Source organism: Paenibacillus beijingensis (assembly GCF_000961095.1).
Lineage (GTDB): Bacteria > Bacillota > Bacilli > Paenibacillales > Paenibacillaceae > Paenibacillus_O > Paenibacillus_O beijingensis.
On record NZ_CP011058.1, the window covers coordinates 3,291,455 to 3,306,976 of the forward strand.

Genomic DNA, 15,522 nt, shown 5'->3' on the forward strand with positions numbered 1-15,522 from the left:
TAGTCGCAAAGTGTATATATTCCATTCACCAATTCCGTGATTTTCTCTAATATTTATATGCTGAGGAATGCTGAAAGGGGGATCGAAGTCGATATCGGCCAAGCATGGGACAAGGGTGAATCCAATCGTTCAGCTCAAATTGACCACTGTATTGAAATCGCTTACAAATATTATTGAACAATTTGAAAGGGTGGAATGTTGGTGAAGAAGAAATCCTTATTACCGTTACTGTTGACGATTATATTGGTTGTCACGCTCCTTCCTGCTTATGCAGCGGCAGAAGGCGAGTCGGTAAGCGTAACATTGGGAGAGAACGTTGTAGATAATGGGATAACACCGTGGAGCGGAGACGGTCCCGGGGGGGTTACCAAAGAAACGGTCCAAGGTAAGTCCGGCTGGAAAACCAACCCTGCCGCAGGAGCGAAGTATATTTATCTCAATGTGCGTAATACCTTCATCAATGGAGGAACCAACGCAGTAACAATAACCATTGAATATTTCGACAGTATTGAAAGCGCTAACAACACATTCTTTTTTTCATATGATTCCGTTGCAAATCCATGGGATTCCAATATTCCGAAGACGTATTTGACAGGCAGCAATACGTGGAAGACTGTGACCTACTCCTTGAAGGATGCGAATTTCGCAAACAGGGAAAACGGGGCGGATATCCGAATCGAGACGACCGTTCCTACTCTGATCGGCGGCGTTACCGTCGAGAAGAGCACGGTACAATCCGCAGCGACCTCGATTCAAGCGGAGCCTTCGGAAGTTTCCATGTATATCGGAACATCGACAACCGCCGTGGCAGCCGTATTGGATCAACAAGGCTTCAAGATGAATAAACTTCCCATCAGCTGGTCCAGCAGCGATGCCGCAACGGCGAAAGTGGACAGCACCGGAAAAATTACGTCATTGAAGCTCGGGACGGCCGTCATTACGGCGAATAATGGCAGTTTGACCGCTTCCATTCCTGTTACGGTGACCGAAATAGACGGGCCCGTCAGCGTAACATTGGGAGCCTACTATAAGGAAAACGGATTGTCAGCCGTGAGTGGAGACGGCGCGGGAAGAACTACTGAAACCTATGACGGCCGGTCCGGCTGGCAAACGAACCCGGCCAGCGGAGCGCACTATATTTATGGCAGAGTAGACGATAACTACATTTTTGGCGGGAAGAATACGGTGAAAATCACCGTAGACTATTATGACGCCGCTGTGACCGGAGAAAAGGGATTTCTCATCGCGTACGATTCTGTTTTAACGCCTTACGCCTATACGGAGAAGACGCTGCTGAAAGGCAGCAACACCTGGAAGCAAGCGACTTATCTGATCGAGGACGCGCAGTTTGGCAACCGGGAAAACAATGGCGCCGATTTCAGAATCGAGACGAGTGTTCCGGTCTGTATTGCTGAAATAACCGTCGAATTGATTCCGACCGTCTCGATGAGGGGGGCACACGTCACAACGGGGAGTATCTTTAAGGACGGCGAACCTTCGACCGTGAATCTCGTTTTTGACAATCAATTCGATACAGGCAAAGAGCTTAACGTCAGCTACAACGTGTTGGATTATTCGAATAGCGTCGTAAACAGCGGAGGATTTAATGTCAGTCTGGAGCCGGAACAGAAAGGACTCGTCAAACCGCTGGCATTCGGCGTTTTGAAGAAGGGCACCTATACCGTCTCCGTGGATGCGGTCAGTCCGGATGGAGCGATCAAGCTGCATGAAGAGATTCATATGGGATCGATCGCCGATTTGACGGGAAAACCGAAACAATCGTTTCTCGGCTTTAATACGCACTTTGACAGAGGCTACGGAGGATCGGATATTCGCACTCCGCTCGTTGTCCAAGCAGGCGCGGTGTCGATTCGGGACGGCTTCACGTCCGGAAATCCGACCTACATCGATAATGCGGCCGCCAACGGGTTAAGCACGTTTATTGTGACTCGATTTGATCTGGCATTCATTGAGCAGGTTGCAACGAGCTTGCAAGGCAAGGTGAATGCATTCGAAATCGGCAATGAATTGAGCACAATCTTAACGCCCCAGCAATATTTTGACATTCTTCAAGACGCTTATACGATTATTAAGGGTATCGATCCCAATATGAAGGTTGTCGGCGGCGTTACGCTGCCTTATGACGAGCCGTGGTTAAAGGCACTGGTAGACCTGGGTGCCACGAGCTATCTGGATGGGATGTCTTTCCATACGTATCCGTCGAAAAACCCGGAACAAGGAGAGGTCTTCACCGACTTCCAGGACCTGAAACAGTATATTGAAAACTACCATGCGAGCCATGGAATTACGAAAGACATCGAGCTGTGGCTGACCGAAATCGGGTGGCCGACCATGGATAAGAAGTGGGGAGGTTTTACCGAGATCGATTCGGCTTCGTACGGCGCGCAATTGGTTGTGACCAATATGGCTAACGACGTCCTGATCGATCAAATCTATTGGTATGATTTCCTCAATGACTGCACCGACAGTAAGTTCTATGAATGCAGCCAAGGCGTTCTGTATGTGGATAATTCGCCCAAGCCTTCGTTTGTCGCGTTTAACAACGTATCGAATCAGCTGGGCGGTGCGGCTTTCGTGGAATCCTATAATACGCTCGATAACGACGTGAGAATCTATAAGTTTCATCGGGCGTCCGACAATCAGGATATTCTGGCGATCTGGTCGAATGTCGACAAGCAGATCGGTTTGAATCTTGGAAGCAGCCCGTTGCAAGTGACGGATCTATTCGGGAACGTTAAGTCTTACGAAACCGTGAGCGGGAACCTGACATTCACGGCCACTGCAGCTCCCGTCTACATCGCAGGGAGCTTCGGACAAGCGCCTGTACTGGCAGCGCCAACCTTCACCGTGAATCCTTCGGTTGTTGAGGCATCGCCTGAGGAAGAGGTTCAGTTTACAGTTACCCGTGCGGCAGGCGCCGAAGCGCTCTCGGGGACTTATGAGGCACATCTTCCGCTCGGCTGGCAGCTGGTTTCGGGCGGAACGTTCAGCGCAGGCCAGACAACGGACACCTTGACAGTTAGAGCACCCGAAACGCAATCCAGCGGAGAAGTTCATATTTATGCGAAGGGTACGGGCGGCGAGTTGTACGGCAGCATGAAGCTGGACGCGCAAATGAAGGATGCGGTTGTCGTTCTTGCCTCTCCCGTTCTTAATTCGACGGGTAACGGATGGGATTTGGCCGTCACGATCAACAACCAAAATTCGCTGGAACCGATGAGCGGCGGAACCGTAACCGTCCTGGAACCGGCAGATATGGCGGGGATTCATGCCTTTGACCCGATTGCCCCCGGCTCGAGTACGACGATTAAAATTCCGGCCCCATCCATCAGCATTGATACCCCTTTGTTAACCAAGGTGCAGGTGGACCGGGACGACGGCTACTCCCAATTAATCGAACGCAATATGAGTGCCCTGACATCGGTGAGAGCTGTCCAGCCGATCCTGATCGATGGGGTGATCGACGACGAGGAATGGAGCAATTCGGAATCCTTCACGCTCGACCAGGCATCGCAGGTCCGATTAATAACGGATTGGGGAGGGCCGGAAGATTTAAGTGCTACAGCCTATACGAAGTGGGACTCGGATCACCTGTATTTGGCTGTCCGTGTTACGGATAACATCCATTTCAACAACAACCCGCCGGGCGATTCCTGGAAAGGTGATTCCATTCAGTTCGCGATCGATCCGGGCAGAGCAATCGAGCCGGGGAAGCTAGGATGGAACGAGAATACCATCGCTTTAAATTCGGTTACGAACGCAGTGATGAAGAGAGGCGGCATTGGAGGCAATAATTTGCTCAATTCCCCAATCATCATCAATCGGGACGGAAACGAGACCGTCTATGAAATGGCGATCAAATGGACGGATATTTTGCCGGTCGGAATGATTCCGTCGACAGAATACGCCATTGGATTCTCTTTATTGGTCAATGATAATGACGGATCGCTCAGACGCGGCTGGATGGAATATATGAGCGGGATCGGCTTAACCAAAAATCCGCTGCTGTTCGGAGATTTGATCTTGACGGACAGGACGCAATTATCGGATGGAACTTTAGTGCCGACTTCCATTGCAGTAGATCCTGCATCCGCAACCTTGAATGTCGGAGCGTCGCAGTCCGCTCAGGCAACGGTATATGACCAGAACAACGAGGTTATGAACGGAATCCAAGTGAACTGGTCGAGCAGCGACCCTGCCGTCGCAACCGTTGATGCTACCGGGACGATTACGGCTGTAGCTGCTGGCACGGCCGTTGTGACGGCAGCATACGGGAATCTGAGTGCAGATATAAATGTGACGGTTAATCCGGTTGTCCCTCAAAGCACTGTCGTCATCTCCGATACGTTTAGCGGGACGAATGGAAGTACGATCAACGGACGCGTTCCGGATACGGCCAACCTTCCGGGAAGCGAGTGGTCGGTGCTCAATTTTGCAGCGAATGGAAGCTTTTCCGGTACGATCAAGGGCGATGCGGGCAATCCTGCGCCGGAGGCGCGGCTTGTTGCCGGCGGGAATGCCAAAGGCGCCATTGCCATTCCGATTGCAAGCTCGAGTGCTTACGAAAAACCGACGAAAATCCGAATCGAAGCGGACCTGTCGTTCGCGGTCAAAGCGACGCAGCATGTCGGACTCGGGTTCTACTCCGCTTTGCCGCAGCAAGGCAGTGGGGAAGCGATCGAAACGAACTTTAGCGGTTTACGAATCAACAACACGACGGGCGCGATTACGCTTTTCGTGAACGGACAGGCTGCAGGACCGGAGATCGCTTATACGGGCACATGGGATCCGCAAAGCAGCTTCCACCAATTGGCTTATACGGTCGATACCGTGACCGGGGCGATCTCCGATGTGACCTTTGCCGGAAGCGCTAGCGACTACAGCTTTGCAACAAGCGGTTTCACCGATGCGGCAACGGCTTATGCCGCTGCTTTGATCGGTTCAACATTCTCGCGTGACCATACGGTGAATGTGGACAACTTCAAGGTCAGCGGATTGGAAACTCCAACCTCCATTGTGGTAAATCCTGCTTCCGCAACTTTAAATGTGGGAGAGACGCAGACCGTTCAGGCGACGGTATATAACCAAAACAACGAAGCAATCAATGGAATCCAGGTCACCTGGTCGAGCAGCGATCCTGCCGTGGCAACCGTTGACTCAACCGGGACGATTGCAGCTGCGGCTCCAGGTACGGCCGTTGTGACGGCAGCATACGGAAGTTTGAATGCGGGTGTGAATGTGACCGTTAATCCGCCTGTCCCTCAAAGCAACGTCGTGATTTCCGATACGTTTAGCGGGACGAATGGAAGTACGATCAACGGACGCGTTCCGGATACGGCCAACCTTCCGGGAAGCGAGTGGTCGGTGCTCAATTTTGCAGCGAATGGAAGCTTTTCCGGTACGATCAAGGGCGATGCGGGCAATCCTGCGCCGGAGGCGCGGCTTGTTGCCGGCGGGAATGCCAAAGGCGCCATTGCCATTCCGATTGCAAGCTCGAGTGCTTACGAAAAACCGACGAAAATCCGAATCGAAGCGGACCTGTCGTTCGCGGTCAAAGCGACGCAGCATGTCGGACTCGGGTTCTACTCCGCTTTGCCGCAGCAAGGCAGTGGGGAAGCGATCGAAACGAACTTTAGCGGTTTACGAATCAACAACACGACGGGCGCGATTACGCTTTTCGTGAACGGACAGGCTGCAGGACCGGAGATCGCTTATACGGGCACATGGGATCCGCAAAGCAGCTTCCACCAATTGGCTTATACGGTCGATACCGTGACCGGGGCGATCTCCGATGTGACCTTTGCCGGAAGCGCTAGCGACTACAGCTTTGCAACAAGCGGATTCTCCGATGCGGCAACGGCCTATGCCGCCGCTTTGATCGGTTCAACGTTCAGCCGCGATCATACAGTCAACTTAGACAACTTCAAGGTCAGCGGGATAAGCGGGTACTGATTCGGCTATTCTTTCACGAAGGGAATTCAAACTGCTCTTGTAACCGCAAGAAGATAATCCGGGCATGTTGTCGAACCGGATCAGGCAGCCCGGAATACGATGGAGAAAACCTTGCCCTCAACTCATCGATAGAAATACCGTAGTCAGCGAAGATACGAACTCTAGGTAACGACGATTGGATGCCTTCAGGATGTGACCGAGCGGAATAGGCTGTAGATGTTTTTCTTCATTGGAGCGACCTTCTGCGTCACCGTGCCATCCCGCTGCTGAACTTCCCGTGAGTGCTTGAATTGTGAGACATCGTTAACCATTGTCTCGATTCGCAGCACGTTGCCGGATTTGTCGTACATCTTGATGCTGACTGCACCCATCTGGTGCTTGATTCTCGTTCCGAGAATACGTTTGTTGAATCGGATGCAAATTTCGCCCTCATAGTTCCCGTGGAGTTTTTGGCCGAGGAACGTGGCGATGTTTTCAGGTTTGACGGAATGGATAGCGGTATGCACGACAGCATCATAAAGGTGCTAAAGATCATCCGGATTTCGGAGCACGACGTCGGTTGCAATTCAACCTGCATGTTGCTCCAGCGGTACGTTCGCGGGGAGCTTCGCCCAGGATCCGGTGCTGGCAGCGCCAGCCTTTAGCTTGAATTCTGCGGGTATTACGTTAGCACCTGGAGAAGAAGCCCAAATCACCGTTACCCGCGCTGGGGGCGCCGAAGCGCTCACGGGCAGAAGGACACCGTTGTGATGCAGGCATCTCCCGTTGTCAATTCGACGGGCAATGGGTGGGATCTGGCCGTCAAGATCGATAATCAAAGCTCACTCGCAAATATGAGCGGCGGAACAGTTACGGTCCAGGAGCCGGCGAAAGATTTAAGCGCCACGGCCTATACGAAGCGGGATTCGGAATATCTGTACATGGCGGTCCGCATGACGGACAATACCCATTTCAATAACAATCCGGCGGGCGATTCCTGGAAGGGGGATTCCATTCAATTTGCGATTGATCCCGGCAGGTCGATCGGTCCTGGAGATCTGGGATGGAACGAGAACGGGATCGCGCTCAATTCCGATACGAATACCGTGATGAAGACAGGCGGCATCGGCGGGAATAATTTGGCCCATTCTCCTGTCGCCATCCAGCGGTCCGGATCCGAGACCTTCTATGAATTGGCCATCAAATGGACGGATATTTTGCCGTCCGGGATGACGGATTCGGACGTCACTTCGGCCGGCTACACGATTACGGGTTTAATTGGCGGAACCGTGCCGCAATCACAGATGACGGCGACGGCTTCTAGCACGCAGGAGGGAGATACGCCGGCATCGAATGCGATCGACGGGTCGGCCGGCACGTTCTGGGACAGCCAGTATTCGCCGGGCCTGGAGCTGCCGCAGTGGATCACGCTTGACCTGGGCGGCACGTACAAGGTCAACAAGGTGCGGTATCTGCCCAGAGGCAGCATTTCGAACAGACGGATTCTGACCTATATCGTCTATGTAAGCACGGACGACGAGAACTTCACCAAGGTCGCAGACAACGGCACGTGGGCCAATGACGCGGCCGAGAAGACGGCGGAATTTGCCGAAACCACTACGCATGTCCGTCAGGAAGCCTTGACGACGGCTTCGATCAACGCGAATATCGCGGAATTAAACGTGGACTACGAATAATCGCGTACATGTTGCAGCGGATGGGGCCGAATCGGCACCATCCGTTTTTTTTTTGACCAGCGTGCCCAGAGGCACGCATCTTCTAGCTGGTGAAAGTCCGGTCGCGGGAGGGGCCAAGCCCCCGCATAGCTTGGATGCCTGCGTACGGCGAAATCTGTGCGCAGAAGCGCATCGACAAAAGTACCTGTCGGAGACAGGGCGAGCGACATGCCAGGCCGTAACATGAAGTGAATCCTGCCGCGTCGTCAAAAAGGCCTCGCAAGAGGGACAAGAGGAAGCCGAGTCCCGTGGTTATGGACGAAGGCCACGGAAGCTGCTAAGAACTTGGAGCGGCAGCGAAGAATCCTCCGGCGTAGAGGGATCGGCATGGTATGAAAGAGGATGCAGTGAACTGGGGAGGCCCTCCCCTAAACGAAATTTTTTTTTTTTGAAATTCGTAAAGAGGCGCTCTATAAGCCCGGAAGGTGAAGTGAGACGCCTGCAGGAAGGGAGTCCGAGGGGCTCATATTACCGATGAACGCAGAACAACACAACCTGCGGGAGGGAAGGAGCCCTGCTTTGTTCATGTTTCTTAAGGAGGTACGAGTCAGTGAATGCCAAACGGCTAACGACACCAAAGGAAAACGTTCAACAACTCGTTGCTCCTGTTGTAAAAACACCAAACCCCTCTGGCCTGTACGATATTTCGCTCTTCACGTACAACCGCGACAAAAATGTGTATCTCTGCCCCAATGGCAAGGAAACCGTCCGAAAAGCCCGCAATAACGCTCTTGAAGGCGTGCAACATTTTTTTGCGCCAAAGGACTGCGCGGCTTGCCCGTTAAAAGCATCCTGCACAACAGGCGGTAGAAGAAGCATATTTCCATAGTGATTATTACGACGTGTACAAAGCTGCCTCAAGGTTCAACGAATCACCCGAAGGCAAGGAACTGCACTTGCGCAGGTATGTCGTTGAACGGAAAAACAAGGAATTAAAAGTAGATTGCGGGTTGGGCGCGCCTCGGGTCCACGGGCTCCGTGCTTTGGGGATACGCGCCAAACTTGCTGCCATAGTCGTTAACCTCAAATTCATGGTTCGGCGATTAAAATCGCCAAGCCCTGGATTTCTTCGTCGTACTCGCGCCGCCACATAAATGCTGGTTTGTCAAAAAAACAACTCCCATACGCATACCCCCCCACCCAATTTATACCAATTCATTCCCATGAGAGCTCCTAAAAGCTTTTACACAAAAGAAGATCACTGTGTTATTGACAGTAAATCGACAGTCTCATTCGGTTCGTAAGCCATATATCATTAACATTCATAACTTGCTTGCCAAGGAATCCATCGTTTCGGTCGATCAGACTCAGGATTATCCGTAGTTGTACCTTATCGATGGCTGGTTGGGTACCCGTTCAAAATTTCATAGCCGCAATGTTCAAAAATTAATAGTGCCGGTAATTCATTGTCTTCTATAATATAAAAGGAGGATTCAACTTAGGCGCCGGCTGCTCTTTCTTACCAAAATTGCCGTTTTACAGCAGCTGGATTCTCCCTTAAAATAAAGTTAGAATGAATCGTGCATGGAGAGGGGAATTGGTATGAAGTTCCACTCGGTGTTTAAAAGGGCAGCTGGAGGGCTCTTTTTTGTATACGCTTACATAATACAGTCCCTGTTTCGAAAAATGCTCTTCTCCTTATTTGCCATCATCACGATCACGGTATTTACGCTCGGCTTGTATAATTACATCCACACTTCATCCGACATCATGAAGCGGGAAATGCAGAATATGGAGAAGCTCAGCGATCAATCCGCGTCCAAACTGGAGACGCAAATGGCCAACATCAAGAGTACGGCATGGAATTATTTCGCCGACCCGGATTTTCAACGTTTCGTCATCACATTAGGCTCGAACCCGGATACCTACAATTTTTATTCCGGAAATTTCATCCAGTTCGCTACGGACCATCCCGAGGTTGAATCTTTCCTGGTGTCACAGCTGGAAGGCAACCGTTTAATCGAAGGTAATATCAAAAGCTCGGATGTAGTCGATTTTCAGGAACTGAAAAATGCCGCAATTTCGAACAATGGCAAAGGCGCCTGGGTTTCCTCGATCGCGTTCGATCAACAGACCAGAAAAGAAGTGAATACGCTTACGTTCATTCAAGCTGTTAAACAAACAACGTTACTATCCGATTTCCCCATCGTCGGAGTGATCATGGTGCAGCTGTCCCATTCTTATTTGAGCCAATGGCTGAACGAGATCGGCGTGCAGGGGAAAGTAAGCTTTCTGCTTGCGGATGCGGTCAGCGGCCAGGTCCGGATATCGGCGGACCCTGCATTTATCGGCACCCGGATCGAAGGACTGCAGGATCTTGAAGCGCCGCATAAAATTGTTGCCGACCAATCGCAAAGCGGCGGCCGCGAAGACAAGGAGCTGTTATTCGTCTCCCAACCGTTAGCCAACACGTCCTGGGTTCTGGTCGGCATTGTGGAAGCCCGAAGTCTTCTTACCGAAGTGAATGCGCTGGCAAGGGATACGATTTATATCGGGTTAATCTGCTTGCTCGGATCCATGCTGATTGCAAGCGTGCTTTCTTCCCGCATTTTAATTCCGCTCAAGGAGCTTAAGAAAGGGATTCTGGCCGTCGAGAAAGGCGACTACAATATTTTGCTGCCCGTTCGGACTAAAGATGAAACCGGATACATTATTCATCGGTTTAACCAGATGGCTTCGGAAATCAAAGCATTGATCCTTAAAGTATACGAAGTTGATCTCTTGCGGAAGGAGGCGGAAATCAAATCGCTCCAGTCCCAGATCAATCCTCATTTCTTGTATAATACGCTGGGCATCATCGACAGCTTGGCTTCTTTGCATGATGATGAACGGATCAGTTTGATCAGCCGTTCGTTAGCGAAGATGTTCCGCTATAACATCAGCGCCGGCCGCATGCTTACCTTGCAGGCGGAGCTGAGGCAGATTGAACTTTACCTGTACATTCAGCAGCAAAGATATGGCGACCGCTTCAAATATGCCATTGAGGCCGATGAACATGTATTGGATATTCAAATCCCGAAGCTGCTGCTGCAACCGCTTGTAGAGAACTGTTTCATTCATGCCTTCGACCGCATGTCCTCACGCAGTGAATTGCGGATACGGGCAAGGAGTCTTTCCGACAAACAAATCTGCATCTCGGTATGGAACAATGGTCCTGTCGTTGAGGCATCCAGGCTGGATGAGCTTCAGGCAATGCTGAGCCAGGGTGTCGCGCAGCGCCACGCTTTCAAATCTTCATCTTCGATCGGGCTCCTTAATGTGCAGCATCGGATCAAGCTGCTGTACGGCAATGAGTATGGGTTGACGATTCAAAGCGAGCCCGGCAAGGGGACGGAAGTCGTGATTCATCTCCGAAGAATAAGCGAGGAGGAACAGATGCATGAAGCTGCTAATTATGGATGACGAACCGCTGATGCGACAGGGAATCATAAAGAAGCTGGAGAAGCTGAGCCTGCCGGTTCATTCGATTGCCGAGGCCGGGAACGGGCTGGAGGGACTGCGCAAGCTGCCGGAAATCAAGCCGGATATTGTAATCACGGATATCCGCATGCCGGAAATGAACGGACTGGACTTTATCCATAATGCCAAGAAGTTCGATGAGAAGCTGCAGTTTATTATTGTCAGCGGTTATGAGGAGTTTGAATTCGCCAAAAGAGGCATTCAATATGGAGTCGTCGATTACTTGCTGAAGCCGGTTGAAAATGAGGAGCTGGAAAGCAGTCTGATCCGGATTATGGCGAAAATAGAGAAAGACCGGCGGTATTCGAAGCTTTACGACGAGCTGTGGCATCTGCAGAAACGGACGGATGAGACACTGCGTGAGCAGCTTCTGACCAAGTTTATCCAACCAGGATGTGAAAGCGCTACCTTAGAGAAGGATGAGAAATTGACCTCGATGCAGGCATTTTGCCGCGAATTTGTCGTCGTCCTGTTCGAGATCGTATTGCCTCCATTGCCTTACCGTTCTTTTCTAAAGGGGGACGAAGACCTGCTGCGATTCGCCATATCCAATGCCATCTCCCAAATGATGGAATCATCCAGCCGTGAAGGAATGCTCTTCCATCATGCGATTTACGACAACGAACTGGTGCATGTTCTGGGTGATTGCCAGCAGATTGATCTGGCCGTCATGAAGCAGGAGCTGAATGAAGTCATGGCAGGCATCAACTTGTATCTCAAACTCGATGTGACCATCGGTTTCGGTTTGCCGGTCAAGCAGATCAGCCGAATACACCAATCCTATCAGCACGCGAAGATGGCATTAAGAGAAAAAATCATCCATGGGCGAAACAAGGTCTATCTGTCCGCATCGGCCGCCGGAATCAGAGGCAACAGCAGTTCGATTATTGCGGAAGAAGACGAACGTTTCCTGTTCCGTCAATTGAACGATTGCAACGCAGCATCTGTTGCCGGCTGGCTGAATCGCCGAATTCTGGCAATCGTACGCGAAGAGGAGGCCAGCTTTAATCATTTGGAAAGCTTCTGCGTCGAACTTCATCTGCTTTACCGCAAATATTTGCTGCTCCAAACCAAAATGCCTGAATGGATCATCGGTGAAATCGACGATATGCTGTCATGGCTCCATAATATCGAAAATTGGATGGAAATCGAAAGCAAGCTCAGCGCGATCAGCAATACAATGATTGAGCATCTGAACAGACTGCGCCATTCTTCGGAACCTAACATTATGGACGAGGTCAAGCGCTATATCGACGCCAATCTGCACGAGCCGCTCAGTCTGCAGCTGATTGCAGAACGATTCTTCATCCATCCGAATTATTTCTCCCGCCGCTTCAAGGAAAGATTCAAGATGAGTTTTGTCAATTATATGACGGGCGAACGAATCCGCAAGGCCGAACAACTGTTGAAAGAGACCGGGCTGCAGATTCAGGAGATTGCCGTCATCGTCGGCATTCCCGACGCCGCCTACTTCAGCAGCGTATTCCGGAAAGCGACAGGTACGACGCCGGTTCAGTACCGGATGCAGCCGAATCCCAAATGATCCGTTCGCCGGGAAGCCGAACGGAATCTGAAAGTGTTCGATTTTCATACCCGACAAGTGGATTTTTTCTATTCATCTGTCCGGACATCGTGCTTAAGATAAAGTTGCAGATGAGGCAGGCAGGTTTTTCGAAAAAAAGGAGTGTCGGAATTGGACAGGGAAATCAAAAGTCATTATTCGACGGTCATATTCGGAGCTACATTCAGCGGGATCGGGGCCGCGCTTGCAGCTCCGGGAGATACTTTGGTTCTGGAACGGTCGGGTTCAGTCGGACAAGAGTTCATCGAGAGCTTTAATCCGGGCAGATACGGGGCGCCGCTTTCCTTGTCCGCTTTCGGGCAAGCGTTTGTTGAGGAATTGTTAATGCGAAATGTGATCGCAACTCCTGAAGAGCCGGTTCACCTGCCGGCTCTTCATCCGATTTTATGCCGGAAAGTGCTTGATGCGAATGCCCAAGTGATCTTTCTTGCTGAAACCCTCCTTGTTCAGCCCCTTGAAAACAGATTCGAAGTCGTTTTCTTCAGTGCATCGGGCATGCGCACGATAACCGCGGGACGGATCCTGGATACAACGACCAGAAGTTATCCCGTTCCGGCAACCGTTTCGTGCCGGAACGGCGGGGGCTGAATGCCTACATCATCCCGGACAACCCCGGTTTGCCGCTGCCCAGGATTGATGAACCAAGGGCCGCGCTTGTCCAGGGGCGATTCCCGTCGGAGCATATATTCAAATGGTCGCTAGATCCAACCGATGACTGGCCTGTCGCCAGAAGCAGCCTGTTGCACTACTGGCAGTCCCGGCCGGCTTCGCTGCGTCCATGGACGATTGCGGCCATCGCGTCCGTCTTTGAATGCAAAGTGCCCCGCGGATTGCAGCAGCTGGCAAGCGGCTGGTACTGGCTTCCATCGGAAGGGCACGAGCAGCCGGTGGAAGCGTTTGATCAAGGCTATTTGCACCAATTGCAATGGGAGGGCGTGAAGAATGGAAATCTCAAGAAGGTATGATGGCCGCGCCGTCAGATCGCGCTTTGAAGGCGAGTTGGCGGGAAGGTACGATGTCATCGTAGCGGGTCTGGGGACGGCCGGTGCAGTTGCGGCGCTTGCGGCGGCCCGCAAAGGGCTGAAGGTGCTTGCTGTCGAACGCCTCCATGGAATGGGGGGAGTGGGCACAACGGGGGCCGTGTGGGATTACTATCTCGGATCAAGAGGCGGCTTATCTGAGGAGCTGGATCAGCAGGCACTGGAATGGGTTAGCCGCGGGTTCACCCCTTCAAGCGGTGTGAATGCGGAGGCCAAGCTGTTCGTCATGGAGCAAGAGGCGAGCAGGCTCGGTATTGACATTCAATATGAAAGTTCGGTAACCGGTGTACTCATGCGGAAGAATCAGGTTTGCGGAATTGAATGGGCCTCCGCCGAAGGGCGATTTGCAGCGGAAAGCAACGTGGTGATCGACTGTACGGGCGATGCGGAAGTCTGTGCGTCGGCGGGCTGTAGCTTGCGCATCGGCCGCCGGATGGATGGCAAGGCTCAGCCCTACTCGAATGTATGGATCCGGCTGGATCAAGGGCGAGTTAACTTCCGGCATACGGATTCGGGTTATGTGGATCAAACGAGCGCAGCGGATTTGTCGAGGGCGATCCTTGAATCGGCTTCTACGCATCTTCGAACGAACTATGAAGAGCATGACCGAATGGTGCGAATCGCACCTTTGCTTGGTTTGCGCGAAGGCCGGTTTATTGAAGGAGAGGACAATTTGACGCTCGAGCAGCTCCTTAATGACCGTTCCATCGCGCAGCCGTTGTTTTTCGCTTATGCCAATGTCGATATACATTGCATGGACGTCGCTTTCGAGAGTGAAACGATGCAGAAGTGGCTGGTCGCCTGCAGCATGTGGGGCTGCAAAATATCCGTTCCGATTCCGCTTGGCGCGCTTATTCCGAGAGGGTTTCAAGGCCTGTTGGCCGCAGGGCGGTGTCTTGCCGTCGACCACGACCTGGCTGCCTGCGTACGGATGAAGCGGGATATGCAGAAATCGGGCGAAGCAGCTGCATATGCCGCTTATTTATCCATTACAAGGCAAGCAGCATTGCGGGACATTCCTTATATGGAGCTGTCTGCGCTTCTGAAGGAAACCGGGTGCCTGGGACGTAAGATTCCGGCTTTCCGTGGTTTACAGATCCGGAATCGATCAAGATAAGCTTGTCCGGATCGAAGCCGGGGCTTGCGATCTGGTCGGCAGTGCGAATGGGGGAGCCGATTCGTGCTCGATTGCGATTATGGATGGAGCAGGACCACGATCACGATGGCCATCTGAGCAAGCACAGTGCATTTGCGCTGGCATTGCTGGACGATTCTTCATCAGCTCCGCGATTGAGGGACATGGCCCGTGACAGGGATCCTGTCGTACCCGAAACAGGGTCGATTCACAAATGCAGTTATGCCCGCGGTTATGCATCCATTTTCTTATTGGGATTGTTGGCGGACAAAGAAGCGGCTTCCGGACTGTACCGCATATTGGAAGCGAATCCTGATACGTTTCCAACCCCCGACGAGAAGCGTGAGCTTCCAGGCAGTCGCCTGGAGGTTTGTTTTCAATATATTTCCTTTTCTGTTATGGCGCTGGCCAGAATTGGGGATCGGCATCTCGACACGCGGATCGATACGGCTGAAGCCTATCGAAAGCTGCTTCGCCGCGGGGATATTCGGCTCTTCGTAACGTTGCCGGGTGCGCCGCATATTTCGTACGAGATGAATGCCAACATCAGAGAAGCGGTCGAAAACACACTGACTCGCTGGGGGGCGCAAGAGGCGGAAGGATAAGATTTTCATACCC

General features: G+C 51.9%; 10 protein-coding genes. 9 read left to right on the forward strand and 1 reads right to left on the reverse strand.

What is annotated here, in order from left to right:
* Positions 1-201 precede the first annotated feature (201 nt).
* Entirely contained in the window at positions 202-5,973 is a 5,772-nt protein-coding gene (locus VN24_RS26375) for an Ig-like domain-containing protein (protein WP_052702972.1), read from the forward strand.
* Positions 5,974-6,158: 185 nt separating this feature from the next.
* Here the strand turns inward: VN24_RS26375 and VN24_RS14855 are convergent, their stop codons facing one another.
* Positions 6,159-6,479, reverse strand: coding sequence for a hypothetical protein (locus VN24_RS14855; protein ID WP_045671030.1), 321 nt, complete (start codon positions 6,477-6,479; stop codon positions 6,159-6,161).
* A gap of 243 nt (positions 6,480-6,722) precedes the next feature.
* Between VN24_RS14855 and VN24_RS14860 the strand changes: the two genes are divergently transcribed.
* The 8 genes from VN24_RS14860 to VN24_RS26380 all read left to right on the forward strand — a co-directional run bounded on the left by VN24_RS14860 (position 6,723) and on the right by VN24_RS26380 (position 15,509).
* The gene (locus VN24_RS14860; protein WP_045671031.1) at positions 6,723-7,649 is read left to right on the forward strand and encodes a discoidin domain-containing protein; all 927 of its coding nucleotides are present in this window, start codon (positions 6,723-6,725) and stop codon (positions 7,647-7,649) included.
* Between the two features lie 589 nt (positions 7,650-8,238).
* Positions 8,239-8,517, forward strand: coding sequence for a hypothetical protein (locus tag VN24_RS27415; RefSeq protein ID WP_148505251.1), 279 nt, complete (start codon positions 8,239-8,241; stop codon positions 8,515-8,517).
* Positions 8,518-9,230: 713 nt separating this feature from the next.
* On the forward strand, positions 9,231-11,090 hold the full coding sequence (locus tag VN24_RS14865; RefSeq protein ID WP_045671032.1) for a sensor histidine kinase: 1,860 nt from the start codon (positions 9,231-9,233) through the stop codon (positions 11,088-11,090).
* Positions 11,068-12,690 (forward strand): response regulator, encoded by a 1,623-nt coding sequence (locus tag VN24_RS14870; protein WP_045671033.1) that lies wholly within the window; start codon positions 11,068-11,070, stop codon positions 12,688-12,690. The genes VN24_RS14865 and VN24_RS14870 overlap by 23 nt, the downstream gene beginning before the upstream one ends.
* 150 nt (positions 12,691-12,840) lie before the next feature.
* Complete coding sequence (locus tag VN24_RS14875) at positions 12,841-13,317, forward strand: FAD-dependent oxidoreductase (RefSeq protein ID WP_045671034.1); 477 nt, start codon at positions 12,841-12,843, stop codon at positions 13,315-13,317.
* Positions 13,296-13,694, forward strand: a complete 399-nt coding sequence (locus VN24_RS14880) for a hypothetical protein (protein WP_045671035.1) — start codon at positions 13,296-13,298, stop codon at positions 13,692-13,694. Before VN24_RS14875 ends, VN24_RS14880 begins: the two co-directional genes overlap by 22 nt.
* A complete protein-coding gene (locus VN24_RS14885; RefSeq protein ID WP_052702973.1) occupies positions 13,672-14,886 on the forward strand; it encodes an FAD-dependent oxidoreductase in 1,215 nt (404 codons plus the stop codon). Before VN24_RS14880 ends, VN24_RS14885 begins: the two co-directional genes overlap by 23 nt.
* Positions 14,887-14,957: 71 nt before the next feature.
* A complete protein-coding gene (locus VN24_RS26380; protein ID WP_148505252.1) occupies positions 14,958-15,509 on the forward strand; it encodes a hypothetical protein in 552 nt (183 codons plus the stop codon).
* The last annotated feature ends 13 nt before the right edge of the window (positions 15,510-15,522 follow it).

Coding starts and splice junctions, on each gene's coding strand:
- VN24_RS14860 (WP_045671031.1), top strand. CDS start 6,723: ATGCAGGCATCTCCCGTTGTCAATTCGACGGGCAATGGGTGGGATCTG.
- VN24_RS14865 (WP_045671032.1), top strand. CDS start 9,231: ATGAAGTTCCACTCGGTGTTTAAAAGGGCAGCTGGAGGGCTCTTTTTT.
- VN24_RS14870 (WP_045671033.1), top strand. CDS start 11,068: ATGAAGCTGCTAATTATGGATGACGAACCGCTGATGCGACAGGGAATC.
- VN24_RS14885 (WP_052702973.1), top strand. CDS start 13,672: ATGGAAATCTCAAGAAGGTATGATGGCCGCGCCGTCAGATCGCGCTTT.